This is a genomic window from Pseudomonas sp. 32A (assembly GCF_052682255.1).
In genome coordinates, this window is sequence record NZ_JBQYLY010000001.1 from 4,482,162 (window position 1) to 4,505,372 (window position 23,211).

A 23,211-nucleotide genomic window follows, 5' to 3' on the forward strand; every position below is an offset into this window, starting at 1 on the left:
CCCTGCAAATTCTTGAACGCCGGGATGCCTGTTCCCGTTCAAACCTTTGGAGCAGATGCACGCGTCACTCCATAAAAATGACAAGACGGCGCGGGAAAAGCCTGTTTTTGCACTAGCCTTACAGCGTGCAAAGGTAGCGCTATCTGCGTCTTGAGGTGTTTCATGAGTCAACCTGTTACTGCCCTCGTGATCATGGGTGTTTCCGGCTGTGGCAAGTCCAGCGTCAGCGAGGCGCTGTGCCTGCTGAACGGCGCCACCGCCATCGAAGGCGACAGCTTTCACCCCGCCGCGAACATCGAAAAGATGAGCGCCGGCCATCCCCTTAACGACGAAGACCGCGCCGGCTGGCTCGACATCCTGTGCGATGAACTGCGCCGCTCCCTCAAAGCCGGCGAGCATCCCGTGCTCACCTGTTCGGCCCTGAAAAAGAAATACCGCGACCACCTGCGCGAAGCCGCGCCGGGCCTGGGGTTTGTGTTTCTGGAGCTGACCCGCGAAGTCGCCGCCGACCGTGTGTCCCATCGCCCCGGCCATTTCATGCCGGCCAGCCTCATAGACAGCCAGTTCGCCACCCTGGAATCCCCGGTGGGCGAGCCGTTGACGCTGGCGCTGAATGCCAGTGAAGACAGCGTTGAAGACCTGGCCGAGCAAACCAACGCCTGGTGGCTGAAACACGGCTTTGAACCAAACAAATAATTTTTTGCCGGACAAGATAGCGCTGTCCGCCTGCACTGAATTTTTTACCGGCTTTAATAACAACAACAAACAGGAGAGACCCCCATGTTTGGCTTGTCCCACGATACCTATCTGCTACTCGATGCAGTGGTCACCATCATCGGCCTGATCGTGTTGATCACCCGGTTCAAAGTCCACCCGTTCATTGCGCTGATCATCGCCGCAGGCTTTCTCGGCCTGACCTCGGGCATGCCCGTGGACAAGATCATCAAGGCCTTCCAGGACGGCTTCGGCGGGGTGCTCGGCTTTGTCGGGATTATCCTCGCGCTGGGTACGATGCTCGGCAAAATGATGGCCGATTCCGGCGGTGCCGATCAGATCGCGCAAACCCTGGTGCGGGCCTTCGGCAAGGAGAAGGTGCAGTGGGCAATGATGTTCGCCGCGTTCCTGGTGGGCATTCCGTTGTTCTTCGAGATCGGTTTTGTATTGCTGATCCCGCTGGTGTTTATCGTTGCGCGCCGTACGGGCGTGTCGCTGATCAAGATCGGCATTCCGCTGCTGGCCGGCCTGTCGGCGGTGCACGGCCTGGTGCCACCGCACCCGGGCCCGTTGCTGGCAATTGGCGTGTTTGGGGCTGACATCGGCAAGACCATTCTCTACGGCCTGATTGTCGCGCTGCCTACGGCCATCATCGCCGGCCCGCTCTACGGTTCGTTTATCGCCAAGTACATCCCGGGCAATCCGTCCCAGGAACTGGTGGACCAACTGGCCAGTGAGCAACCGGAATCCAAGACCCTGCCGAGCTTCAGCATCACCCTGATCACCGTGCTGCTGCCGGTGTTCCTGATGCTGCTGAAAACCTTCGCCGACGTCGCCCTGCCGGACGGCCACGTGATCCGCAACTGGATGGACATGATCGGTCACCCGATCACCGCGTTGCTGCTGGCCTTGCTGCTGTCGCTGTACACCTTTGGCCGTCGCCAGGGCATCGGTTCCCCGCAAATCCTCAAACTGCTCGACGCCAGCCTGGCGCCGACTGCAGCGATCATCCTGATCATCGGCGCCGGTGGTGGCTTCAAGCAGATGCTGGTGACCAGCGGCGTGGGTGATGTGATCGGCCATATGGCGGTGACTGCGCAGATCAACCCGATCCTGCTGGCCTGGCTGGTGGCGGCGGTGATTCGTGTGGCTACCGGTTCTGCGACGGTGGCGACCATTACCGGTGCGGGCATTGTGGTGCCGGTGGTGGGGATGATTCCGGGGGTGAACCGCGAGTTGCTGGTATTGGCGACAGGGGCGGGCTCGCTGGTGTTGTCTCACGTCAACGATGCGGGGTTCTGGCTGGTGAAGCAGTACTTCAATATGACCGTGGCCGAGACGTTCAAGACCTGGACAGCGATGGAGACCATTCTGTCGGTGGTGGCGTTGGGCTTTATCATGTTGCTGTCGCTGGTGGTCTAACAGACACACCGCAAAACAAAATGTGGGAGCTGGCTTGCCTGCGATAGCGATGGTGAATTCAACACCGCTATCGCAGGCAAGCCAGCTCCCACATTGATTGGGTTCCTGCCGTTGGATCGGGTCAGGCGTCAGCTTTCTTGACCAGCCCATCCGCCCGGAACATCGCCCGGATGCCCCGCACCGCCTGGCGAATCCGGTCCTGGTTTTCGATCAGCGCAAAGCGCACGTGATCGTCGCCATACTCACCAAAACCAATCCCCGGCGATACACACACCTTCGCCTCAAGCAGCAGCTTCTTGGCAAACTCCAGCGACCCCATCGCGGCGTACGCCTCGGGAATCTTCGCCCAGACGTACATCGACGCCTTCGGGTTCTCGACCATCCAGCCCAGCTCATGCAGGCCTTTCACCAGCACGTTACGACGCTGGCGGTACTGCTCGGCAATGTCTTTCACACACTGTTGATCGCCTTCCAGCGCCGCAATCGCCGCCACTTGCAGCGGGGTGAAGGTGCCGTAGTCGTGGTAGCTCTTGATCCGCGCCAGGGCGTTGACCAGTTCCGGGTTGCCCACCATGAAACCAATGCGCCAGCCGGCCATGTTGTAGCTCTTGGACAGGGTGAAAAACTCCACCGCGATGTCCTTGGCGCCCGGCACTTGCATGATCGACGGAGCTTTCCAGCCGTCGTAGACGATGTCGGCGTAGGCCAGGTCATGCACCACCAGCACGTCGTACTGTTTGGCCAGGGCGATCACCCGTTCGAAGAAGTCCAGCTCCACGCACTGCGCGGTGGGGTTGGACGGGAAGCCGAGGATCATCATCTTCGGCTTGGGAATCGAGCCGCGAATGGCGCGTTCCAGTTCTGCGAAGAAATCCACGCCTGGAATCAGTGGCACCGAACGCACCTGGGCGCCGGCAATCACGGCACCGTAGATGTGAATCGGGTAGCTGGGGTTAGGCACCAGCACCGTGTCGCCCTGGTCCAGGGTGGCCAGCATCAAATGCGCCAGGCCTTCCTTGGAACCGATGGTCACGATGGCTTCGGTTTCCGGGTCGATGTCCACTTCATAGCGGTCTTTGTACCAGCGCGAAATCGCCCGGCGCAGCCGCGGAATGCCTTTGGAGGTGGAGTAGCCGTGGGTGTCTTCGCGTTGGGCGACGGTGACCATTTTTTCCACGATGTGCGGTGGCGTGGCGCCGTCAGGGTTACCCATGCTCAAGTCGATGATGTCTTCGCCGCGCCGACGCGCAGCCATCTTCAGCTCGGCAGTGATATTGAACACGTAAGGGGGGAGTCGATCTATGCGCGCAAAGCGGCGCGGCGAACTTGGTTCGGCCATTGTTGCCTCGAAATACGTAAGCGCCCGGAACCGTCCGAGCGACGTCGGCCACTGCGGTGGCCTGCGGGGCAGACAATACGGTCGATGATGGCCAATTGTCCAGATGCTGTGGGAAAAATTTCTGCTTGGAGTGCGACGGGGATATGCCCCTATACTCGACGCGGGTTTGTTCCCTCATAAGAAGGAGACTGTTCAGATGGATCAACAGACAAAACTGCCGTTACAGCCGCGCATGGAAGAGGGCAAGGCCCTGGTGATCGCAGGTGTGCAGGGGCGTTATTCGAAGGCCACGATTGGCGATATTCCCAAGTTGTGGGAGTTGTTCGACAGCTGCTTCAAAGAGATCAAAAAGCGCGTCGGCGGCGTGACCTACGGCGTGTGCTACAACGCCAAACACGATGAGTTCGACTACCTGGCCGGCGTTGAAGTGCCGGCCAAGGGCGATGTACCGAGCAACTTCCAGTCGATTGAAATCCCGGCCCATCGCTATGCCGTGTTCCCGCATTTCGGCCCGGTGCAGGCACTGGCGCAGACCTATGAACGCATCATGTTCGAATGGCTGCCGGCCTCCGGGTACAAGGTGGTCGGGGCCGACTTTGAGCGCTACAGCGCCGACTTCGATGTGGGTAAAGGCACGGGCTCCGTGGAAATCTGGATCCCGATCAACGCCGAAGCCGCCTGACCGCACCATCGGCAGGAGCACGGATATTCGCTCCTGCCACCGCCCCTCAATACAACGTGGCCTTGACCCGCTCCGGCATCTCGCGGTCATAGGCTTCGGCGTCGAACGCCCCATCATTCAAGCGCTTGTGAAAGGCCCCGGCGGAGGGTAGTGCCGAGCGATCCAGATGCTTTTCCGGGTTCCAGCAATCGGAACGCACAAAGGCTTTGGAGCAATGGAAATACGCCGCCTCCACCTGCACCAGAATCACCGAGCGGGCCGCTTTGCCATTCACCGCAAAGCTCTCCAGCAACTCAGGCTCGATGGAAATCTGCGCCCGGCCATTGACCCGCAACGTCTCGCCAATCCCCGGGATGATGAACAGCAACGCTATACGCGGGTCCACCACCAGATTGCGCAGGGTGTCGAGACGGTTATTCCCTGGCCGATCCGGAATCGCCAGCGTGCGCTCGTCGATGATTCGCACAAACCCCGGCACATCGCCACGGGGCGAACCGTCGATACCGTCCGGGCCTGACGAACTCACCACCACCAGGGGCGACGCGCGGACCATCGCCTGGTAGTCCTCGTTGAGAAACGGGATTTCCTTGCGCACGGCCCGTTCGTGGGGGAGGCCGTAGAGGGATTCGAGTTGTTCCAGCGTGGTCAGCATTGGGATTCCTTATCGATCGGTCAGGTGATGTGTTCAGCCACCGAAGCTGCGCTGATAGCCTTGCGCCGATTGCCGTATAGCTTGTGCAACATTAGGGGCTTGTCGGCAGTAATCGTCTTCACGCTTGAGAACAACGTCAAGGGTTTGGAGCAGTGCCCGGATTCGCTCCTCGGGTTTCTCCACCATCTTCCGCCCCGTCCCAGGCGAGAATTTCGTCCAGGTTTTCTCCCGTCGACGGAGCGCCGTTGCGCTGAATCAGCTCATTGACTTGGTCCGAGGAAACGAAGACGCGACCGATAGGCGCACTGCTACCAGACAATGCCAGCAGCAACATCGGATCTACCTTCACTGTCTTGGCAAGGCGATTGCGAAGCTGCTCCAGCACAAACCCTTCTGGCAGGTTCATCTGGAATATCGGATGTAGCTCTCGTCGACGGTATTCATCTGCGCGAACGGGCATTACCAGGCTGAGTGCGCTGGGTGGTAGTGCGTTATCGCCGTAGCGGAAAAGATAGTCGCCTGCACTAGTGAATACGCTGCCGCTGGCGCCTTGAGGGGTATGAACTTGAAGCTTCGGGCTATTCATTGAACAAGTCCTCCACTTCTTCCAGCGTTGGCATGGTGGCAGGTACCAATTTTATTTCACTGCCCAAGGCGGCAATCACTCGAGCGTAGGCATTCATGGAGACCGTTGGGCTGCCTTGCTCGATTTCAATCAGTTTTTGCCGAGTTACGCCCGCCAAGCGCGCCAATTCCGCTTGTTTATAGCCTCGGTTGAGCCGCATGGTGCGCACTTGGCTGCCGATTCTCTGGGTGATGACAGAAGAGTCCATGTCTCGTATCCATTACATTTATGCTGATAAGTTATGTATACGTTACATTTTGGCATTGTCAAGGTGCCTCGGCACCAAACACCCACGCCAACCGGCGCTCATACCCAATCCGCCCCTTATACGCTTCCCCGCTGTCCACCCAACCCTGCTGCAAATACAGACCCATCGCCGCCACATTGTCCGTGTCCACCGACAGTTCCAGCGCTTTGATCTGCGGCCAAACCAAGCGCGCGGCGGCGGGGAGGGCTTGCAGGCAGGCTTTGCCAAACCCCAGGCCTTGCTGGTGGCGATCGACTTGCAACGCATGCAGCGTGGCGCTGTGTTCATCCGCCCAATGGGGCAGGCAGGGCGGGCGTTTGAGCAGTAGGAAGGCGACGGGAATCCCGTCGGCGAGTAACGCAAAGCCTGCCACGCCGGGATTCGGATTGACCAGCAGGGTGTTCAGCGCACAGTAGATATCGCCGGAAAACCCCAACTGTTCGGGATGCACTTCCAGGGCGTTGAGTTGCTGTTGTTGCAGGGGAGTCAACGTCTGATAGGCGACGAGGCGGGTTTCCATCGGCGTAGCATCCGAAATCCTACAAAGAAGCGCGAATTCTAGCGGGTTTGCGGTCATCGCAATTATTTTTCGCGGGACTGTCGATTGGCCGATATCCCAGTCGACTAAGGGTGTCTTCAGTGATTTTTCCCGCAAGGAGTGTCGCCATGAGCACCGAAATCCGCAGCTTGATCGAACAATGGAAACAGGCCGTCACCGACAAGGATGTCGAGAAGATTGTCAGCTTTTACGTCGACGATATCGTCGCGTTCGACGCCGTTAGCGCCCTGCAGTTCAAGGGCAAGGCCGCCTATGAGGCGCACTGGAAGGCGTGCATGGAGTTCTGCCCGGGCCCCGGAGTCTTTGACTTCCATGAGATGCGTATCGTCGCCGCCGATAACAGCGCCTTTGCCCACTGGCTCGCACACTGTGGCGGCACCGGGCCCGACGGCGTGCTCAAGACCTGCTGGATGCGCGTCAGCGCCGGCTACCAGCGCGTTCGCGGCGAGTGGAAAGTGGTGCATGAGCATTGGTCGGCACCCTTCGACATGGAAACCGGCGCCGGTCTGTTCGACCTGAAACCTTGATCGTCGCGAACTATAGTCAGTTGTCCGAAAACGGAGAATCCCATGAAATACCTCTGCCTGATCTATAGCAACGAGCAGGTGCTGCACGAGTCGCCCGACAGTCCCAAGGACCCGGAGTGTTTTGCCTATGCCGAGTCTGTACAGGCCAGCGGGCGGATGCTTGCCGCCGAGCCGCTGGAGTCGGTGACCACCGCCACCACCGTGCGCATGCGCAACGGCAAGCTGTCGATCACCGACGGGCCGTTTGCCGAAACCAAGGAGCAGCTCGCCGGGTTTTACCTGATCGAGGCCAAGGACCTGAATGAAGCGATCCAGGTGGCCGGTGGCATTCCGGCCGCCCGGGTCGGCAGCGTGGAAGTGCGCCCCGTGCGTGAATTGAATCTCTGATCACAACAATAAAACTCAGGAGGTTTACCCATGAGCAATCAACCCAAGCCCGCCGAATTTGAACTGTCCATCAGTCGCTTGATCGACGCCCCTCGCAGCCGCGTATTCCGTGCCTGGACCGAGCCGGCCTTGTTGCAGCAGTGGTGGGGCCCGCACGGCAGACCACCCCCGAGTGCGAAATGGACCTGTGGGTCGGTGGGCAATTTCGCACCCTGATGCGCGCGCCCGACGGCAGCGAATACCCGACCCAGGGCGTATTCCTCGAAATCACCGCGCCCAGTCGGCTGGTGTTTACCGATGCGTTCACCCCCGGCTGGATCCCCTCGGGCCAGCCGTTCATGACCGCCGAAGTCACCTTTGAAGACGTCGACGGCAAAACCCTCTACACCGCCCGCGCCATGCACTGGAGCGCCGAAACCAAGCAGGCCCACGAAGCCATGGGCTTTCACGAGGGCTGGGGCCAGAGCCTTGACCGGCTGGTGACGCTGGTGACCGAAGGCCTGCGCGATTGACGGTGCAGGCCCGGGTCGAAGCGGTTTATCGCAGCGAATCGCGGCGCATCCTCGCGACCCTGATTCGCCTGCTCGGCGATTTCGACCTCGCTGAAGAAGCCTTGCACGAGGCGTTTTTCGTCGCGGTCGAGCGTTGGGAGCAAGACGGTGTGCCCGACAATCCCCGGGCCTGGCTGGTCTCCACCGGGCGCTTCAAGGCCATCGACCGTTTGCGGCGCCAGGCCCGGTTTGCCGCGCACCAGAACGCGTTGTTGGCTCAGGCTGATGAATTGGAAGAAGCCGACTGGAGCGCTGAAGACGTGGAAGACGACCGCCTGCGCCTGATCTTCACCTGTTGCCACCCGGCACTGGCGGCGGATGCCCAGGCGGCACTGACCTTGCGTGAGATCTGCGACCTCACCACCGAGGAAATCGCCCGAGCGTTTCTCGCCACACCGGCCACTATCGCCCAGCGCATCGTGCGGGCCAAGGGCAAGATCCGCGAAGCGAAAATCCCCTATCAAGTGCCGTCCCTGGCGGAGTTGCCCGAGCGCCTGGACAGTGTGTTGCGGGTGATTTACCTGGTGTTCAACGAAGGCTATTCGGCGTCCATGGGCGCTGATCTGACCCGAGAGGACCTGACCCGCGAAGCGATTCGCCTGGGTCGATTGCTGATGGAATTGTTGCCGGAACCGGAAGTGATGGGCTTGCTGGCGCTGATGCTGCTCCACGAATCCCGGCGCCCGGCACGCACCTCGGCCGGCGGTGAATTGGTGCTGCTGGATGAGCAGGACCGTTCGCTGTGGGACGCTTCGCTGATGGCTGAAGGATGTGCGTTGGTGGAGAAATCCCTGACCACACGGCGCTTCGGGCCCTACAGCCTGCAGGCGGCGATTGCGGCGGTACATGCCGAGGCGACGAGCGCTGACGAGACCGACTGGCTGCAGATTGTTGGGCTGTACGACGTGTTGCTCGGGCTGGTGCCGTCGCCGGTGATCGAACTGAATCGCGCGGTGGCCGTTGCGATGCGCGATGGGGCGTTGGCGGGGTTGGAATTGGTGGACGAGATTCTGGCGCGCGGGGAGTTAGTCGACTATCACCTGGCGCACTCGGCACGGGGCGAATTTTGTCGGCGATTGGGGCGAGTGGAGGACGCGCGGCGAGCGTTTGAACGGGCGCTGGCGTTGACCCAGCAAGAACCGGAAAAGCGCTTTATCGAGCGGCGTTTGGCCGAACTCAAATAGCCTGTGAGACTGGAGTGCGATCCCCTGTGGGAGCTGGCTTGCCTGCGATAGCGGTGTATCAGCAACAGATGCATGGCTGACCCAGCGCCATCGCAGGCAAGCCAGCTCCCACAGTGGATTTGTGTTGTCTGCCTTGGCTTCTTACGGCTGCTGACGCGTCGCCGCCAACACGATCTCGCGAATGCACACATGCTGCGGCTGCTGGTAGGCATAGGCAATCGCCGACGCCACGTCATCCGCGCTCAATACCGTGCCGCCCATGTCCTGTTTCCACGCCTGGTAGCCGCTCTTGATCGCTTCATCGGTGGTGTGGCCCAGCAGTTCGGTTTCCACCGCACCCGGCGCAATGGTGATCACCCGCACATTGTGCGGCGACATTTCTTCCCGCAGGTTTTCCGAAATCCCGTGCACGGCGAACTTGGTGCCTACATAGGCGACATGGTTAGGGAAGGTCTTGCGCCCGGCCACGGAGCTGACGTTGATGATGGTGCCGCCCTTGCGTTCGACCATGCTGGCGGCCACCGCGTGAATGCCGTTCAGCAGGCCTTTCACGTTGACGTCGAGCATCTGCTCCCACTGTGCCGGGTCCTGTTCGCTGACGCTGCCCAGCAGCATCACGCCGGCATTGTTGATCAGTGCATCGGCCGGGCCGAATTGCGCTTCGGCTTCTTTCACCGCTGTCACCAGCGCAGCGCGGTCGGTGATGTCGACACCGCGACTCAAGGTATTCGGCAACTCAAGCGCATTCAGCCGGTCGAGACGGCGGGCCAACAGCAACAGCGGGTGGCCGGCGGCCGACAGCAAACGCGCAGTCGCTTCGCCAATGCCCGAACTGGCGCCGGTGATGATGATCAATGGCTTGCTCATGGTGGAACTCCTGAGATAAGAAAAACAAATATCTAAACGTGGGGCGCAGTATATTTAGCCTCTCATCGGCTGAAAAATGCCTTATTCCTCTGTCTGTCATCGGTATTAACTATGGATGTGCGTCATCTCAAGGCGTTTCTCGCGGTGTTCGAAGAGCGCAATATCACCGCGGCTGCGCAGCGCCTGTTCATCAGCCAGCCGACGTTGTCGGTGACCATCAAGCAGTTGGAAGAAGAATTGGGCGTGGCGCTGTTTCTGCGCCAGCCTCGCGGGGTTGAAGTCAGCGATGAAGCGCGGGTGTTGTACCCGCAAGCCCGGCGCATGGTGGCCGAGGCCGACGCGTTGAGCCGACTGTTTCGCGGGCGCGAAAACCGCATCGCCCTGGAACTGGGTGTGGAAGGCGATATTGCCGACAGCCAGATCGAAACTTTCCTGCGCATGGCGCACCAGGGCCTGCCCGGTTTGCTGCTGACCTTGCAGGAAGGCTGCGAAGGAGAAGGGCGCCTGGCGGTAGAGGAAATGTGCTGCGAGGACGAATTATTCCTGCCGCTTTGGGAAGAGTCCTACGTGATGGCGCTGCCGGTTGGGCACCCGATGGCGGCGGGCGGCAAGGAGCAGGCCTGGGCACCGATTGAAGACTGGATCACCTGCCCGCAGCATGATTCCCACCAACGGCTGATGGCCTTGTACGGCCGTTCGCCCCAGGCGGTGGCCGGGCATGCCGGTTCGTTGACCCAGGCCTTGCACATGGTGGCGGCCGGTGTGGGCGTGGCGATGTTGCCGCAGTCGCTGGCGGCGGAGCGGGCCGGGGTGGTGATTCGCCGCTGGCACCTGCCGGCACCGACGCGCCGTGTGGGCTTGTGCTTTGCCGCCCAGGCCCTGGAGTTGCCGGCGTTGCGGGCGCTGCATGAGTATTTCCAGAACAACCGCCCGCCGCAGATTGAAGCGGCCTGACTGCGCCTTCGAATGCACCGCAAATTCAATGTGGGAGCTGGCTTGCCTGCGATAGCGGTGTGTCAGTCACCACCGCTATCGCAGGCAAGCCAGCTCCCACATTGGGTCTTCATTGTTGCGAATAGTGTGTTCCGGCCTTACTCCAGCATCTTGCCCAGCAACCAACTGCCTGCCGGGCCGGGCGGATGCTGGCGTGACCACAACGCATCCACCGCCACCGAGCGCGGCCAACTTCGGGCCTTGATTTCACACAGGTGGTCGCCGCCAAAGCGTTCCACCAGCCAGCGCGGCAGCGGCGCCCAGCCAAAGCCCAGCTGCGCCATTTCCATCAGCATCAGGTAACTGGGGGCCGACCACACCCGCCCCAGGCCCCGGGTTTCATTCGGGTTGATGATGCTCGCCAGGCGCAGTTCGCGGTGTTGCTCCAGGGTTTGCTGATCGATGTCCTTAAGGTTTGCCAGCGGATGTTTGGCGGCGACAAACAGCGCGATTTCCGTGCGTTCTTCCACGGCGGTGCTGGTGAGGTCCGGCGGATAAACCTCCTGCTTCTCGATAAACGCAATCTGCGCCCGGCCGCTTTGCACCAGGGCGACCAAGTCCTCGCATTCGGCGATCAGGCATTCCAGTTCCAGGTCCGGGTAGCGCTGTTCGAAGGCGCTGAGGGCGGTTTCGAAACGGTCCGACTGGTAGGTATCGGACATGGCGATACTCAGCTTCGGCTCCAACCCCTGGGACAACTGGCTGGCCGCCAACTCCAGGCGGCTGCTGGCTTCCAGCACCTGCTCGGCGCGTTGCAACAGCACGTGCCCGGCCGGGGTCAGCGTGGGCTTGCGGCTGCTGCGATCAAACAGCACCACGTCCAGGTCAATCTCCAGGCTGGCCACCGCCGCACTGACGGTGGACTGGCTCTTGCCCAGCTTGCGCGCCGCCGCCGAAAACGAACCCTGGGTTGCCGCCTGCACAAACGCCTGAAGCACTTCATGGGAAGCCATGACTATCGCCTTGATCGATGGTTACTGGTTATGAAGTATCGAGTCAAAGGGTAATGATGGCAACCATCGTCACTCACGGAGAACGGGTCATGACACCCACCAAGTCGATTACTGAACGCGTTTGGCAGGCCATTGGTTTTGAAGGCCTGGCCTTGTTGATCTGTACGCCGCTGCTGGCGTGGATCATGGATAAACCGGCGCTGGAGATGGGCATGGTGACCTTGGCCATCAGCCTTATGGCGCTGACCTGGAACGTGATTTTCAACGGCCTGTTCGACCGTCTCAAGGCGCGCCTGCAACTGTCCGGCGGGGTGTGGACCCGCGTGCTGCACGCGTTGATGTTTGAAGGCGGCCTGGTGGCGATCTGCGTACCGTTGATTGCCTGGTGGCTGAACATCAGCCTGATGCAGGCGTTTATCCTCGACATCGGCGTGCTGCTGTTTTTCCTGCCGTACACCTATGTGTATCACTGGGGTTATGACGCAGTGCGCGAGCGGATCATGCAAAAACGCGAGGCGAAACAACTCGCCTAGAAAATCCCGGCCATCACCTGGCGTAGCAGCTGTCGAGCCTAGGCGAGGCTGCGTCGGGAGCGACTCGGTTCTGAGCCAGCCATCGGGATCGGCGGTGCGGCCTACGCAGCCTCGCTTAGGCTCGACAGCTGCTACCGGGGGGAAGTCAGGTGAGTTTTAAGGCGCTGACAAAATCCAGGAACGCCCGCACCTTGGCCGCTGGCAAGTGCCGCGACGGGTAGAAGGCATACAACGGGAAGCGCTCATCGGGCCAGTCGGGAAACAACTCGACCAACGCGCCGGATTCGAGCGCTGGCGCAAGCCCGAGGTCGAGCATCTGCGCCACCGCATGGCCGTGTTCGCACACGCTGTACAAGGTCCCGGCATCGTTGACCACCAGCCGTCCGCTGGTGGCGACGTTGACGTGCTCGCCGGGCCGGTGGAATTCCCAGCCAAACGGCCGGCCGGTCTGGGAGTCGCGAAAGTCGATGCACACGTGCTGGCCGTCTTCCAGGTCCAGTGGATGGCTGGGGCGGCCATGACGCTCAAGATAAGTCGGTGACGCCAACGTGAGCACCCGCACTTCCATCAACTTGCGGGCGATCAACGAGGACGATTGCGGAATACCAAAACGGATGGCCAGGTCAAAGCCATCCGCCACCAAGTCCCCGAGCTGGTCCCGTGTGTGCAGGTCCAACTGCAACTGCGGGTATTGGCTCATGAATTCACCGAGCACCGGCCCCAGCACCAGCCGCGAGAAGTACGGGTCGATGTTCACCCGCAACCGCCCGCGCACCGTCAGGGCGCTGTCTGCCGCCGAGCTGGCGGCTTCTTCCAGGCCGGCCAGCAGCGGGGCGATTTCCTGGTAGAAACGCCGGCCTTCGTCGGTCAATTGCACCGAGCGAGTGGTGCGGTCGAACAGGCGAATCCCCAGGCGTTTTTCCAGCCGCGAAATGGCCCGGCTGACCCCTGAAGGCGTCATCTCCAGGCTGTCGGCAGCGCGGGCAAAACTGCCGCTGTCGACCACGGCAGCCAGTACGCCCATGCCGCCGGCCAGTCCTGGATCAAAACTCATGGGTGATTGCCTGTCAGGTATCCGAAAGCATTGATGCTAGCGGAGAATCTGGGCGCGTTACAGAAACATCCCGCCCGACGCCTCAATGCGCTGCCCGGTGATCCAGTTGCTGCCATCGGCCAGCAAGGTGGAAATCGCCCCGCCAATGTCATCCGGCAAGCCCGCGCGACCGAGTGCGGTGTTGTTGGCGACCATCGCGTTCACGTTCGGATTGTCGCGCACCGCGCCGCCGCTGAAGTCGGTGGCAATCGCGCCGGGGGCCAGGGTGTTGACGGTAATCCCGCGGGCGCCCAATTCCTTGGCCTGATAGCGGGTCAGCACTTCCACCGCGCCTTTCATCGAGGCGTAGGCCGCGTAACCCGGCAGGCTGAAGCGCGCCAGACCGCTGGAGATATTGATGATGCGGCCGCCATCGCTGATCAGCGGCAGCAGTTTCTGGGTCAGGAAAAACGGGCCCTTGAAGTGGATCGCCACCAGTTGGTCAAACTGCGCTTCGGTGGTTTCGGCGAAGCTGGCGTGGGCGCCAATCCCGGCGTTGTTGACCAGGAAATTGAAGTGCGCCTGGCCGAACACGTCCTTCAACACCGAGCCGACCTGGGCGGTGAATGCATCGAAGGTGGCGCTTTGGCTGACGTCCAGTTGCAGCATCGCCGCCTTGCCGCCCAGCGCTTCGACTTGGGCGACCACGGCCTGGGCTTCGTCCGCCGCGCTGTAGTAGGTGCCGATGATGTCGACGCCTTGTGCCGCCAAGTGCAGCGCAGCGCTTTTACCCAGGCCGCGGCTGGCGCCGGTGATGAGTGCGATTTTACGGGTCATGGTGGAGTCCTCGGAGCAGGTGAGTGTTCGTGGGACTGAGTGTATTTGTCCGCCATAACGTGATAAACAGAGCTATACCGGAATCACTGGCCGGATAAGGCGAACAATCCCATGAACAAACTGGAGTTGCTGCGCACCTTCGTGCGCGTCACCGAACTGTCGAGTTTCACCCAGGCGGGCGAGAGCCTGGGCCTGCCGCGCTCGACCGTTTCCGAGCATGTACAGGCCCTGGAAGAGTTGGTCGGTTCGCGCCTGTTGCAGCGCACCACGCGCAAGGTCCAGGCCACCCAGGATGGCCGCGTGCTGTACGAACGCAGCAAGGATTTGCTGTCGCACATGGAGGAGCTGGAAGGCTTGTTCCGTCAGGATGAGGCGCAACTGGCGGGGCGGATTCGCGTGGACATGCCCAACGTCATGGCCCGGGAACTGATCCTGCCGCGCCTGCCGGAATTCATGGACCTGCACCCGCTGATCGAGCTGGAAATCAGCAGCACTGACCGCCAGGTCGACCTGCTGGCCGAAGGTTTCGACTGCGTGTTGCGGATTGGCGCGCAGCCGGACCAGTCGGTAGTGGCGCGGCTGTTAGGCAGCATGACGATGATCAATTGCGCCAGCGCGACTTACCTTCAACGTTACGGCGTGCCCAAGACACTCGACGATTTGGCCCACCATCAACTGGTGCATTACGTACGCCCATTGGGCTCGCGTTCGCCGGGGTTTGAATACGTACAGGGCAACAAAGTGCACCGGGTTCCCATGGCGGGGCGGGTGACCGTCAACAGCACGGATGCGTATCGGGCAGCGTGCATCGGCGGGTTCGGCCTGACTCAGGTGCCGGTGCTGGGCATTGTCAATCTATTGGCCAGTGGTGAGTTGGTGGCGGTGCTGCCGGACTATCCGCCACCCGCGCTGGACGTGTCGCTGCTGTACGCCGGCCAACGGCATTTGCCGCTGCGGGTGCGGGTGTTCATGGATTGGCTGGCGGCGATCCTGCAATCCCGGCTTTAACGCCGGGCCGACAACTGCTGCGGCGCCAGGAATGCATCGTGGAAGTAATCCCGAAACGCCTGCATCGCCGGGGTGAAGTCGCGCTCGCGGTGCCAGGCCAGGCCGACACTCATGGGCGTGACCTTGTCGGTGACGCTTACGGTTTCGATGCGCTTGCCTTCCAGCGACCACGGGCGATGCACCAGGTCCGACAGAATTGCCACGCCGCTGCCGTTGGCGACCATGCTGCGCACCGCTTCCACCGAACTGGTGCGTAGCCGCACTTTGGGTGTTTGCCCGGCCTGTTCCCAGTAGCGCATGGCGCTTTGTTCGGCCTCGTCGACGGTGAGGAAAATGTACGGCTCCCTGGCCACGTCCGCGAGGCTCACGGCCGGGCGTTCGCACAACGGGTGATGGCTGGGCAGCCACAGGCGGCGTTCGGAGTTGAAGAGGATTTCCGAGACGATGTCCGGGTGGGTGAGGTTGGCGGTGAGCACCACGGCCATGTCGAACTGGCCGTTGAGCAGGCCCTGTTCGATGGCCTGGCGTTCCTGTTCGAAGACCTCGATGGTCACGTCGGGGTGCCAGTGTTCCATGCGTTGCAAATGGTGCGGCAGGAAATAACCGAGCACGGTGTAGCTGGCGGCCACCCGCAGTACGCCGCTGGCGCGGTAGTCCGGCAACGGGCTGTTCAGGGCGTCGTCGACACTGCGCACAATCACGTAGGCGCGGTTGAGAAAATGCCGCCCGGCATCGGTCAGGCTCATGCCCTGGGCCGAGCGCACGAATAGCTGCGCACCGAGCATCGCTTCCAGCTCCTTGATCGCGGTGGTCACTGCGGATTGGGAGATGTTCAGGTGAATCGCCGCCTGGGAGATCTGGCCGATTTCGGCGGTGGCGACGAAGTAGCGGATTTGGCGCAGGGTCAGGGACATTGGTTTCTCCGCTCGTTCCCACGCTCTGCGTGGGAATGCATCCTGTGACGCTCCGCGTCACGATTTTAAAAGCGGACGCAGAGCGTCCAGGGCCGCATTCCCACGCGGAGCGTGGGAACGATCAGTATCAGGTATCTGATTTTCAGAAGATGGGCCATCTGATAATAGATCTTCCCAAGGGGTCAAGGGGCAGCCTAATTTCCATGGCATGAACTTCAACGGAGCGACCCCGATGCAGGCAGTGGATTTCAATTCGGACATGGGCGAAGGCTTCGGCCCCTGGACCATCGGCGATGGCGTCGACAGTGAACTGATGGCCTATATCAGCTCGGCCAACATCGCCACCGGCTTTCATGCCGGCGACCCGGGCACCATGCGCCGCACCGTCGAGCGCGCCAAGCAACTGGGTGTGGCGATTGGCGCGCACCCGGGCTTTCGTGACCTGGTGGGGTTCGGCCGGCGCCATATCAACGCGCCGGCCCAGGAACTGGTGGACGACATGCTCTATCAGCTCGGCGCCCTGCGGGAGATCGCCCGGGCCCAGGGCCTGACGCTGCAACACATCAAGCCCCACGGCGCGTTGTACATGCATCTGGCGCGGGACGAAGAAGCGGCGCGGCTGTTGGTGGAAAACCTGCAACGCCTGGAGCCCACACTGTTGCTGTACTGCATGCCCAACTCGGTGATCTGGCGCATTGCCAAGGAACTGGGCCAGCCGGTGGTGCGGGAGTTTTATGCCGACCGTGAGTACGATCTCACTGGCTCCATCGTGTTTACCCGCAATGTGCGGGCGCTGGATCCGGCAACGGTTGCGGCGCGTGTCCTGCGTGCTTGCCAGACCGGGTTGGTACGCACGGTTGAAGGCGAAGACCTGTTTATCGAATTCGATTCCATCTGCTTGCACAGCGACACCCCCGGCGCCCTTGAGCTGGTGGAAGCGACGCGTGAAGCGCTGGACCAGGCGGGGATTGAAGTGCGCACACCTCGCTGACCGACACCGGTGCCCAGACACCGGGTCCTGCTGATTTTTTGCCTGCCTTTCTACAATGATTCCAAGAGGAACAGACATGGCTGAATCTTCCCCGATCCGCTACAGCTTTGGCGGTGATGAACACCTGTTTGCCGAGGTCAGCGAGAGCATGTCCCTGGAGGCCTTCTTCAAGGGCATGGCCGTCACCCGCGCGGTGGAGCGCCTGGCCCTGGACGGTGTGCTGGACGTCTGCCTGGCAAATGCCTCGTTCCAGATTCGCTTCGACCCGGACCGCATCGCGCCCCACGTGCTGCTGGACGCGGTGCAAAGCGCCGAAGCCCAAGCCGTGGCCGAACGCACCTTGCACACCCGCATCATCGAAATGCCGGTGCTGTACAACGACCCCTGGACCCATGAAACCCTGATGCGTTTTCGCGACCGGCATCAAGACCCCACCGGCACCGACCTGGAATACGCCGCGCGGATCAACGGCCTGGCAGACGTGGAGGCGTTTATCGCGGCCCACAGTGGCGCGCCGTGGTTTGTCTCGATGGTGGGGTTTGTGGCAGGTTTGCCGTTCATGTTCCAGATGGTGGAACGCGAGCGGCAGTTGCAGGTGCCCAAGTATTTGCGTCCACGTACCGACACGCCGAAATTGACCCTCGGCCATGGCGGCTGCTTCGGCTGTATTTATTCGGTGCGCGGCGCCGGCGGCTACCAGATGTTCGGCGTCACCCCGGCGCCGATCTACGACCCGCAACAGCAGTTGGCGTACCTCAAGGAACACATGGTGTTCTTCCGCCCCGGCGACATCGTCCAGTTCAAACCCATGGACCGCGATGCCTATGACCTGGCGGTGGCTGAAGTGGACGCAGGGCGGTTCGACCTGCGCATCCGTCCGGTGGAGTTTTCCCTCGATGCTTTTCTCGCCGACCCCATTGGCTACCCGAAAACCCTGCAGGAGGCGCTGGCATGATCAAGGTACTCAAACCTGGCCTCGCCACCTCGGTGCAGGACCTGGGCCGCGAAGGTTATTACCACCTCGGCATCCCGCCGTCCGGCGCGCTGGACCAATACGCGTTGAGCGCGGCCAACCACCTAGTGGGCAACCCCATTGGTGCTGCCGGGCTGGAATGCACGCTGATCGGGCCGGAACTGGAGTTTCAGCAAGACGCCCTGGTGGCGCTGTGCGGTGCGCTGATGTCGCCGCGCCTGGACGGTGTGGTAGTGCATCAGGACACCGCGTTTGAAGTACGGGCCGGGCAAGTGCTGCGCTTTGAATTTCCCAAGGCCGGCGCACGGACTTACCTCGCGGTGGCCGGTGGTATCGACGTGCCGCTGGTATTGGGCAGCCGGTCCACTTACACCTTGGGCGCGTTGGGCGGTTTTCACGGGCGGCGGCTGGTGGAGGGTGATGAATTGCCTTTGGGCGAGGCCAGCGGCAAAGGCCGGGCGGGGAATAGTTTGCCCATGGCGTTGCGCCAATCGGTGGGCGGGGACGTGACGCTGCGGGTGGTGCCGGGGCTGTATTACGAGCGGCTGACGCCCGGTGCCAAAACCAGCTTTTTTGCCGAGCCGTGGACGGTCGGTTCGGAGGCTGATCGCATCGGCTATCGCTTCAAGGGTGGTAGCGCGTTGAGCTTTCAGCCACGGGAACAGCCGTTTGGTGCCGGGTCTGATCCGTCGAACATCGTCGACAGTTGCTACCCCATCGGCTCGATCCAGGTGCCGGCCGGGCTGGAACCGATCGTGTTGCACCGGGACGCGGTGTCGGGCGGTGGCTACGCGATGATTGGCACGGTGATCAGTGCCGACCTGGATCTGATCGGGCAGATGCAACCGAACCAGCGGGCGGGGTTTGTGGCGGTGACGCTGGAGGAAGCGCTTGAGGCGCGGCGGGTGTACAAAAAGCGGTTGAAGGTGATGGGTGGGTTGTTTAATACCTGAGAACGCCGCCGAACCCCTGTGGGAGCTGGCTTGCCTGCGATAGCGGTGTATCAGTCACCACCGCTATCGCAGGCAAGCCAGCTCCCACATTTTTATCGGGTTGTGTCAGAACAACTTGGTGAATAGCCAGTACAGGCTACCCGACAACAGAATCGCCGCCGGTAACGTCAGCACCCAGGCCATCAGCAAGTTGCGGATGGTCTTCATCTGCAACCCACCACCATTCGCCACCATGGTCCCGGCCACGCCCGACGACAGCACATGGGTGGTGGACACCGGCAAACCATACATGTCCGCCGCGCCGATGGTCAGCATCGCCACCATCTCGGCCGAGGCGCCCTGGGCGTAGGTCAGGTGGGTTTTGCCGATCTTCTCGCCCACGGTCACCACGATGCGTTTCCAGCCGACCATGGTGCCCAGGCCGAGGGCGATGGCCACGGCGATCTTGACCCACAGCGGGATAAACCGTGTGGCGTTGTCGATCTGTTGCTTGAACAGTTGCAGTTTGTTCTGGGTGTCGGCGTCGAAGTTGCCGACCTTGCCCTTGTCCATCAGGCGGATGGTTTCGCTGGTCAGGTACATGTCGTTACGCACGTTGCCCACGGCCTCGGCCGGCACGGCGGCGAGGGAGCCGTAGCTCTTCACTTCTTCACCGATATGCCCGGTGATGTTCGCCAGGGCGGGCACCAGTTCCGGCGTGGCTTCCTTGGTGCGGACGTAGGTCGACAAGGTGGCGCGCGAGTCGGCAGGCGCCAGTTGCGGCGCCGCTTTTACCAGGGCTGCCTGGGTCACTTCGGCCACGGCGGCAAACTGCAACGACTCACCGGCCGGCATGGTGCGGTTCAGCGCGTAGGCCATCGGCAGGGTGCCCACCAGGATCAACATGATCAGGCCCATGCCCTTCTGGCCATCGTTGGAACCGTGGGCGAACGACACGCCGGTGCAAGTGACGATCAGCATGCCGCGAATCCACCAAGGTGGCGGGGTGTCGCCTTTTGGCGCCTTGTACAGCGAACGGTTTTTCACGAAGGCCCGCAGCGCCAGCAACAGCAGGGCGGCGAAGGCAAAGCCGATCAGCGGCGACAACAACAGTGCGTAACCGATCTTGATCGCCTGGCCCCAGTCCACACCGCTGGTGCCGTCACGGCCATGCATCAGTGCGTTGGCCACGCCCACGCCGATGATCGAGCCGATCAAGGTGTGGGACGACGAAGCTGGTAAGCCTAACCACCAGGTGCCGAGGTTCCACAGGATCGCGGCGATCAACAGCGCGAAGATCATCGCAAAGCCGGCCGAGGAGCCCACCTGCAGAATCAGCTCCACCGGCAGCAGGGCGATGATGCCGAACGCCACCGCGCCGCTGGACAGCAGCACACCAAGGAAGTTGAAAAAGCCCGACCACACCACCGCGAAATGCGGCGGCAGCGAGTTGGTGTAAATCACCGTGGCCACCGCGTTGGCGGTGTCGTGGAAACCGTTGACGAACTCGAAGCCCAGGGCGATCAACAGCGCCACGCCCAGCAGCAGAAACGGTGTCCAGGTGGTGACCACCGTGCCCAGCTCGTGCATGTCGTGCATCAGGCTGTAGGCGGTGAACAACAGGCCCATGGCGAGTACGGCGAAGAAAATGATCACCGTCACCAGGCCCGGTTTCTTGTCCAGGCGCGGTTTGGGGTCGGCGGTGGAAGCGTGTGTGGAGGCAGTCAGGGAAGGGGTGGCCATGCCGGAGCATCCAGTGTGGGGAGGATGTCGGTCATGATCGTTGCAGAATGTTACAGAGATGCTGCGATAAATCAGTGTTTAGGGAATTGAAGTTGCCGCTGGTCTATAAAACACCGCCGATCAAATGTGGGAGCTGGCTTGCCTGCGATAGCGGTGTATCAGTCACCACCGCTATCGCAGGCAAGCCAGCTCCCACATTGATCGCATTTCAAATTCAATAATCCTTGCGCTTGCGAAACGCCCAACGCCCGGCAATCAGGGTAAACGTCGCCACCAGCGCCACCAGAATCCAGAAGCCTTCAGGGTCTGTAGAAAGCGGCACGCCACCGACGTTCATGCCAAAGAAACCGGCAATGATGTTGATCGGCAACGCCAGCACCGTGACCACGGTCAGGGTGAACAGCGTGCGGTTGCTCTGCTCGTTGAGGTTGGCGGCGATCTCTTCCTGCAACAGCTTGATGCGCTCGCCCAACGCCATCAGGTCGTTGATGATCAGCGCAAACTCCTCGGTGGATTTGCGCAACTCCTTCACGTCTTCCTTCTGCAACCATTGCGGCGGGCGGTTGAGCAGCCGCAGCAACGAGCCCGGCTCCAGGGCCAGCAGCCGTTGCAGGCGCACCAGCACCCGGCGCGCGGCGCCCAGTTCGGCGCGGTTGGTGGACAGGCGTGACGACAGCAACTGGTCCTCGATCTGGTCGACGCTGAGGCTGGTCTTGCGCACGATCTGCGTCAGCACCTCGCCCTGGTCCCGCAGCAAATGCACCAGCAGTTCCAGCGGCGAGCGAAAGTGTTCACCGGCCTTCACTGACGAGCGCAGCTTGTCCACCGAGTGCAGCGGTTGCAGGCGCGCGCTGATCAACAGCCGGCTGCGGGCGCACACCCATAAGGTGGAAATGTCTGAAGAGACCATGCTGCTGAAGTTGAAGACCACGTCGTTGACCACCGCCAACAAGGCCGAGTCCACGTGTTCGATGCGGGTGGAGCGCGAGCCTTCGTGCAAGGCTTCGAAGAATTCTTCCGGCAGGTTCAGGTGCGCCTGCATCCAGCGCTCACAGGCGGCGTGGGCCAGGTTCAAATGCAGCCACAGAAATTCTTCGGGGTCACCGGGTTGCTGCAAGGCCGCCAGGGCGGTGGCTGAGTCAATCTGTTCGCCCTTTTCACCGGGGCGAAAACGAAAACCGTAAAGCAAGCCAAACAGGTCGGAGTCCTGGTGACTATGGTCGATGCTGTGGTTCATGGAGGCTCGCAGGGAAAGTGCCTGTAGGAGATTTCACAGGTTCACTTGAGCGCATCATGGCAACTGAATTTGACGCTTTTGTGACGGTTTGAGGTGGCCGTCAATCGCCTGCGGGCAAACTGAAGCTAAACACCGTGCCGTCCTGCTCGCTGGAAGACACTTCCAGCCGCCCGCCATGGGCGTCGGCAATCTGTTTGACGATGTACAACCCCAGGCCCAACCCGGCCTGGGGCAGGGCGCCCGTCGGTCGGGAGTAGGGCTGGAACAGCAGCGGCATGGCTTGCTCACTGATCAGCCCAAGGTTTTTCACCGTTAACTCAAACGTGCCGGCGTTGACCTGTGCACTGACTTCAACCGGCCCTTCGGGACTGCCGTGGCTGATGGCGTTGGCCACCAGGTTGGAGAGCAGTTGCGCCAGCCGCTCGCGGTCGCCTTTCACGCCGTTGAGATTGCCGATGCGGGCGTGGATCAGCCGCTTGGGGTGCACGTGCTGCACCTCGTCCACCACATGCTGCAAGGTGTCTTCCAGCCCCGCGCACTCACCGATATTCACCGGGATGCCACTGCCCATTCGGCCACGGGCAAAGTCCAGTACGTCCTCCACCAATTGCGAGGCGCGGCGGCCGCTGGCCAACATGTGCCGCACCAGCGTGTCGGTGGCCGGGTCCGGGTGTTTGCGCAGCAGCCGTTCGGCGCCGACGTTGATGGCGAACAGCGGGTTGCGCAGGTCGTGGCCGAGCACGGCGATGAATTGTTCGCGCAGTTCGGCGGTTTCCCGCTCCTGCTGCAGGTCGGCTTCGGTCTGCTGGAGGCTTTCTTCGGCTTCGATCTGCAGCGACAGCACCCGGGCAAACGACTCCATGGTCGACTGGATGGTGCTGCTGCGCAGTTGTGCCGGGTTCGGGTCCAGGGCGCAGATGGTGCCGAAGAAACGCCCGTCGGTGCGAAACACCGGCACCGAGATGTAGCTTTCAAAGTGGTAGAGGCGTGGCGTGTGGTGGTCGCGGTACAGCGGGTCTTCGCTGGCTTTGTCGATCACGATCGAGACGTGGGAGCCGCGGATTTCGTGGCACAGGGTGGTGGTCAGGTCCAACTCGCCACCCACGGGCAGGCCGAAGTCCAATTGGTCGCGCACGGCGCAGGCGGTCCAGGAATCGTCGGTGACCCGCGCTACGGCCGCGAAGCGCAAGCCGGTCATTTCACTGATCACCTGCAGAATCGCCGGTACAGCGCTGATTCGGCCAATGGTGGCAATGTCGGCGGCTTTTTGCCCCATGGCGCGCGGTCTCGGTCCTGATGCTGCTGGCG

Annotated in this window: 24 protein-coding genes and 2 pseudogenes; 13 read left to right on the forward strand and 13 right to left on the reverse strand. The window is 61.6% G+C overall.

Features of this window, described 5'->3' with window-relative positions:
- Positions 1-162 precede the first annotated feature (162 nt).
- Positions 163-696 carry a gluconokinase gene (locus ACUN0G_RS20625; protein WP_258347321.1) on the forward strand — a complete coding sequence of 178 codons (534 nt, stop codon included), beginning with the start codon at positions 163-165 and terminating at the stop codon, positions 694-696.
- An 84-nt stretch (positions 697-780) separates the two neighbouring features.
- Positions 781-2,136, forward strand: coding sequence for a GntP family permease (locus tag ACUN0G_RS20630; protein ID WP_258347320.1), 1,356 nt, complete (start codon positions 781-783; stop codon positions 2,134-2,136).
- Positions 2,137-2,257: 121 nt separating this feature from the next.
- On the opposite strand, the gene alaC is transcribed toward ACUN0G_RS20630, so the two are convergent.
- Positions 2,258-3,475 (reverse strand): alanine transaminase, encoded by a 1,218-nt coding sequence (alaC, locus tag ACUN0G_RS20635; RefSeq protein ID WP_017475951.1) that lies wholly within the window; start codon positions 3,473-3,475, stop codon positions 2,258-2,260.
- 196 nt (positions 3,476-3,671) lie between these two features.
- On the opposite strand from alaC, the gene ACUN0G_RS20640 reads away from it, so the two are divergent.
- The gene (locus ACUN0G_RS20640) at positions 3,672-4,157 is read left to right on the forward strand and encodes a GyrI-like domain-containing protein (protein WP_445574143.1); all 486 of its coding nucleotides are present in this window, start codon (positions 3,672-3,674) and stop codon (positions 4,155-4,157) included.
- A 46-nt stretch (positions 4,158-4,203) separates the two neighbouring features.
- Here the strand turns inward: ACUN0G_RS20640 and ACUN0G_RS20645 are convergent, their stop codons facing one another.
- The 4 genes and pseudogenes from ACUN0G_RS20645 to ACUN0G_RS20660 all read right to left on the reverse strand — a co-directional run bounded on the left by ACUN0G_RS20645 (position 4,204) and on the right by ACUN0G_RS20660 (position 6,201).
- Positions 4,204-4,809 (reverse strand): pyridoxamine 5'-phosphate oxidase family protein, encoded by a 606-nt coding sequence (locus ACUN0G_RS20645; RefSeq protein ID WP_063027754.1) that lies wholly within the window; start codon positions 4,807-4,809, stop codon positions 4,204-4,206.
- 184 nt (positions 4,810-4,993) lie between these two features.
- Positions 4,994-5,395: pseudogene (locus ACUN0G_RS20650) on the reverse strand (HipA N-terminal domain-containing protein); the annotation flags it as partial.
- The gene (locus tag ACUN0G_RS20655; protein ID WP_076015826.1) at positions 5,388-5,642 is read right to left on the reverse strand and encodes a helix-turn-helix domain-containing protein; all 255 of its coding nucleotides are present in this window, start codon (positions 5,640-5,642) and stop codon (positions 5,388-5,390) included. The pseudogene ACUN0G_RS20650 and the gene ACUN0G_RS20655, both read right to left, overlap by 8 nt.
- A 58-nt stretch (positions 5,643-5,700) precedes the next feature.
- Positions 5,701-6,201: a GNAT family N-acetyltransferase gene (locus tag ACUN0G_RS20660; protein WP_445574144.1), complete on the reverse strand. Its 501-nt coding sequence runs from the start codon at positions 6,199-6,201 to the stop codon at positions 5,701-5,703.
- 146 nt (positions 6,202-6,347) lie between these two features.
- Here ACUN0G_RS20660 and ACUN0G_RS20665 point away from each other — a divergent pair, with 146 nt between their 5' ends.
- The 4 genes and pseudogenes from ACUN0G_RS20665 to ACUN0G_RS20680 all read left to right on the forward strand — a co-directional run bounded on the left by ACUN0G_RS20665 (position 6,348) and on the right by ACUN0G_RS20680 (position 8,889).
- Complete coding sequence (locus ACUN0G_RS20665) at positions 6,348-6,767, forward strand: YybH family protein (RefSeq protein WP_445574145.1); 420 nt, start codon at positions 6,348-6,350, stop codon at positions 6,765-6,767.
- Between the two features lie 42 nt (positions 6,768-6,809).
- A complete protein-coding gene (locus ACUN0G_RS20670; RefSeq protein WP_093206940.1) occupies positions 6,810-7,154 on the forward strand; it encodes a YciI family protein in 345 nt (114 codons plus the stop codon).
- 30 nt (positions 7,155-7,184) lie between these two features.
- Positions 7,185-7,666, forward strand: a pseudogene (locus ACUN0G_RS20675) (SRPBCC family protein).
- Entirely contained in the window at positions 7,663-8,889 is a 1,227-nt protein-coding gene (locus ACUN0G_RS20680) for an RNA polymerase sigma factor (protein ID WP_445574146.1), read from the forward strand. Before ACUN0G_RS20675 ends, ACUN0G_RS20680 begins: the two are co-directional and overlap by 4 nt.
- A gap of 141 nt (positions 8,890-9,030) precedes the next feature.
- Here ACUN0G_RS20680 and ACUN0G_RS20685 read toward each other — a convergent pair whose 3' ends face one another.
- A complete protein-coding gene (locus ACUN0G_RS20685) occupies positions 9,031-9,756 on the reverse strand; it encodes an SDR family oxidoreductase (RefSeq protein ID WP_445574147.1) in 726 nt (241 codons plus the stop codon).
- A 111-nt stretch (positions 9,757-9,867) separates the two neighbouring features.
- Between ACUN0G_RS20685 and ACUN0G_RS20690 the strand changes: the two genes are divergently transcribed.
- A complete protein-coding gene (locus ACUN0G_RS20690; RefSeq protein ID WP_445574148.1) occupies positions 9,868-10,710 on the forward strand; it encodes a LysR family transcriptional regulator in 843 nt (280 codons plus the stop codon).
- 137 nt (positions 10,711-10,847) lie between these two features.
- Here ACUN0G_RS20690 and ACUN0G_RS20695 read toward each other — a convergent pair whose 3' ends face one another.
- A complete protein-coding gene (locus ACUN0G_RS20695) occupies positions 10,848-11,702 on the reverse strand; it encodes a LysR family transcriptional regulator (protein ID WP_258347310.1) in 855 nt (284 codons plus the stop codon).
- Between the two features lie 89 nt (positions 11,703-11,791).
- On the opposite strand from ACUN0G_RS20695, the gene ACUN0G_RS20700 reads away from it, so the two are divergent.
- Positions 11,792-12,235 carry a multidrug/biocide efflux PACE transporter gene (locus ACUN0G_RS20700; protein WP_445574149.1) on the forward strand — a complete coding sequence of 148 codons (444 nt, stop codon included), beginning with the start codon at positions 11,792-11,794 and terminating at the stop codon, positions 12,233-12,235.
- A 145-nt stretch (positions 12,236-12,380) separates the two neighbouring features.
- On the opposite strand, the gene ACUN0G_RS20705 is transcribed toward ACUN0G_RS20700, so the two are convergent.
- Positions 12,381-13,289 carry a LysR family transcriptional regulator gene (locus tag ACUN0G_RS20705; RefSeq protein ID WP_445574150.1) on the reverse strand — a complete coding sequence of 303 codons (909 nt, stop codon included), beginning with the start codon at positions 13,287-13,289 and terminating at the stop codon, positions 12,381-12,383.
- A 57-nt stretch (positions 13,290-13,346) separates the two neighbouring features.
- Positions 13,347-14,105: an SDR family NAD(P)-dependent oxidoreductase gene (locus tag ACUN0G_RS20710; protein WP_445574151.1), complete on the reverse strand. Its 759-nt coding sequence runs from the start codon at positions 14,103-14,105 to the stop codon at positions 13,347-13,349.
- 111 nt (positions 14,106-14,216) lie between these two features.
- Here ACUN0G_RS20710 and ACUN0G_RS20715 point away from each other — a divergent pair, with 111 nt between their 5' ends.
- Complete coding sequence (locus ACUN0G_RS20715; protein WP_445574152.1) at positions 14,217-15,113, forward strand: LysR family transcriptional regulator; 897 nt, start codon at positions 14,217-14,219, stop codon at positions 15,111-15,113.
- On the opposite strand, the gene ACUN0G_RS20720 is transcribed toward ACUN0G_RS20715, so the two are convergent.
- Complete coding sequence (locus ACUN0G_RS20720; RefSeq protein WP_445574153.1) at positions 15,110-16,027, reverse strand: LysR family transcriptional regulator; 918 nt, start codon at positions 16,025-16,027, stop codon at positions 15,110-15,112. The genes ACUN0G_RS20715 and ACUN0G_RS20720 overlap by 4 nt on opposite strands.
- 232 nt (positions 16,028-16,259) lie before the next feature.
- Here ACUN0G_RS20720 and ACUN0G_RS20725 point away from each other — a divergent pair, with 232 nt between their 5' ends.
- The 3 genes from ACUN0G_RS20725 (at position 16,260) to ACUN0G_RS20735 (ending at position 18,944) form a co-directional block, all read left to right on the forward strand.
- Positions 16,260-17,018: a 5-oxoprolinase subunit PxpA gene (locus ACUN0G_RS20725; protein WP_063027778.1), complete on the forward strand. Its 759-nt coding sequence runs from the start codon at positions 16,260-16,262 to the stop codon at positions 17,016-17,018.
- Between the two features lie 76 nt (positions 17,019-17,094).
- Positions 17,095-17,973: a 5-oxoprolinase subunit B family protein gene (locus ACUN0G_RS20730; protein WP_445574154.1), complete on the forward strand. Its 879-nt coding sequence runs from the start codon at positions 17,095-17,097 to the stop codon at positions 17,971-17,973.
- Positions 17,970-18,944 carry a 5-oxoprolinase subunit C family protein gene (locus ACUN0G_RS20735; RefSeq protein ID WP_445574155.1) on the forward strand — a complete coding sequence of 325 codons (975 nt, stop codon included), beginning with the start codon at positions 17,970-17,972 and terminating at the stop codon, positions 18,942-18,944. The genes ACUN0G_RS20730 and ACUN0G_RS20735 overlap by 4 nt, the downstream gene beginning before the upstream one ends.
- A gap of 105 nt (positions 18,945-19,049) precedes the next feature.
- Here ACUN0G_RS20735 and ACUN0G_RS20740 read toward each other — a convergent pair whose 3' ends face one another.
- From ACUN0G_RS20740 to ACUN0G_RS20750, 3 genes are all read right to left on the reverse strand, one after another.
- Positions 19,050-20,666 (reverse strand): inorganic phosphate transporter, encoded by a 1,617-nt coding sequence (locus ACUN0G_RS20740; RefSeq protein WP_445574156.1) that lies wholly within the window; start codon positions 20,664-20,666, stop codon positions 19,050-19,052.
- 214 nt (positions 20,667-20,880) lie between these two features.
- Positions 20,881-21,903 (reverse strand): transporter, encoded by a 1,023-nt coding sequence (locus ACUN0G_RS20745; RefSeq protein WP_177027663.1) that lies wholly within the window; start codon positions 21,901-21,903, stop codon positions 20,881-20,883.
- A gap of 100 nt (positions 21,904-22,003) precedes the next feature.
- Positions 22,004-23,179, reverse strand: a complete 1,176-nt coding sequence (locus ACUN0G_RS20750) for a GAF domain-containing sensor histidine kinase (RefSeq protein ID WP_445574157.1) — start codon at positions 23,177-23,179, stop codon at positions 22,004-22,006.
- Between the last annotated feature and the right edge of the window lie 32 nt (positions 23,180-23,211).

Excerpts from the sequence above, each read along its gene's own strand:
- ACUN0G_RS20640 (WP_445574143.1), top strand. The coding sequence starts at position 3,672 with ATGGATCAACAGACAAAACTGCCGTTACAGCCGCGCATGGAAGAGGGC.
- ACUN0G_RS20695 (WP_258347310.1), bottom strand. The coding sequence starts at position 11,702 with ATGGCTTCCCATGAAGTGCTTCAGGCGTTTGTGCAGGCGGCAACCCAG.
- ACUN0G_RS20630 (WP_258347320.1), top strand. The coding sequence starts at position 781 with ATGTTTGGCTTGTCCCACGATACCTATCTGCTACTCGATGCAGTGGTC.
- ACUN0G_RS20720 (WP_445574153.1), bottom strand. The coding sequence starts at position 16,027 with ATGTCCCTGACCCTGCGCCAAATCCGCTACTTCGTCGCCACCGCCGAA.
- ACUN0G_RS20655 (WP_076015826.1), bottom strand. The coding sequence starts at position 5,642 with ATGGACTCTTCTGTCATCACCCAGAGAATCGGCAGCCAAGTGCGCACC.
- ACUN0G_RS20700 (WP_445574149.1), top strand. The coding sequence starts at position 11,792 with ATGACACCCACCAAGTCGATTACTGAACGCGTTTGGCAGGCCATTGGT.
- ACUN0G_RS20735 (WP_445574155.1), top strand. The coding sequence starts at position 17,970 with ATGATCAAGGTACTCAAACCTGGCCTCGCCACCTCGGTGCAGGACCTG.
- ACUN0G_RS20725 (WP_063027778.1), top strand. The coding sequence starts at position 16,260 with ATGCAGGCAGTGGATTTCAATTCGGACATGGGCGAAGGCTTCGGCCCC.
- ACUN0G_RS20750 (WP_445574157.1), bottom strand. The coding sequence starts at position 23,179 with ATGGGGCAAAAAGCCGCCGACATTGCCACCATTGGCCGAATCAGCGCT.
- ACUN0G_RS20625 (WP_258347321.1), top strand. The coding sequence starts at position 163 with ATGAGTCAACCTGTTACTGCCCTCGTGATCATGGGTGTTTCCGGCTGT.
- ACUN0G_RS20715 (WP_445574152.1), top strand. The coding sequence starts at position 14,217 with ATGAACAAACTGGAGTTGCTGCGCACCTTCGTGCGCGTCACCGAACTG.
- ACUN0G_RS20645 (WP_063027754.1), bottom strand. The coding sequence starts at position 4,809 with ATGCTGACCACGCTGGAACAACTCGAATCCCTCTACGGCCTCCCCCAC.
- ACUN0G_RS20730 (WP_445574154.1), top strand. The coding sequence starts at position 17,095 with ATGGCTGAATCTTCCCCGATCCGCTACAGCTTTGGCGGTGATGAACAC.
- ACUN0G_RS20740 (WP_445574156.1), bottom strand. The coding sequence starts at position 20,666 with ATGGCCACCCCTTCCCTGACTGCCTCCACACACGCTTCCACCGCCGAC.
- ACUN0G_RS20685 (WP_445574147.1), bottom strand. The coding sequence starts at position 9,756 with ATGAGCAAGCCATTGATCATCATCACCGGCGCCAGTTCGGGCATTGGC.
- ACUN0G_RS20660 (WP_445574144.1), bottom strand. The coding sequence starts at position 6,201 with ATGGAAACCCGCCTCGTCGCCTATCAGACGTTGACTCCCCTGCAACAA.
- ACUN0G_RS20665 (WP_445574145.1), top strand. The coding sequence starts at position 6,348 with ATGAGCACCGAAATCCGCAGCTTGATCGAACAATGGAAACAGGCCGTC.
- ACUN0G_RS20690 (WP_445574148.1), top strand. The coding sequence starts at position 9,868 with ATGGATGTGCGTCATCTCAAGGCGTTTCTCGCGGTGTTCGAAGAGCGC.
- ACUN0G_RS20670 (WP_093206940.1), top strand. The coding sequence starts at position 6,810 with ATGAAATACCTCTGCCTGATCTATAGCAACGAGCAGGTGCTGCACGAG.
- ACUN0G_RS20705 (WP_445574150.1), bottom strand. The coding sequence starts at position 13,289 with ATGAGTTTTGATCCAGGACTGGCCGGCGGCATGGGCGTACTGGCTGCC.
- ACUN0G_RS20710 (WP_445574151.1), bottom strand. The coding sequence starts at position 14,105 with ATGACCCGTAAAATCGCACTCATCACCGGCGCCAGCCGCGGCCTGGGT.
- ACUN0G_RS20745 (WP_177027663.1), bottom strand. The coding sequence starts at position 21,903 with ATGAACCACAGCATCGACCATAGTCACCAGGACTCCGACCTGTTTGGC.
- alaC (WP_017475951.1), bottom strand. The coding sequence starts at position 3,475 with ATGGCCGAACCAAGTTCGCCGCGCCGCTTTGCGCGCATAGATCGACTC.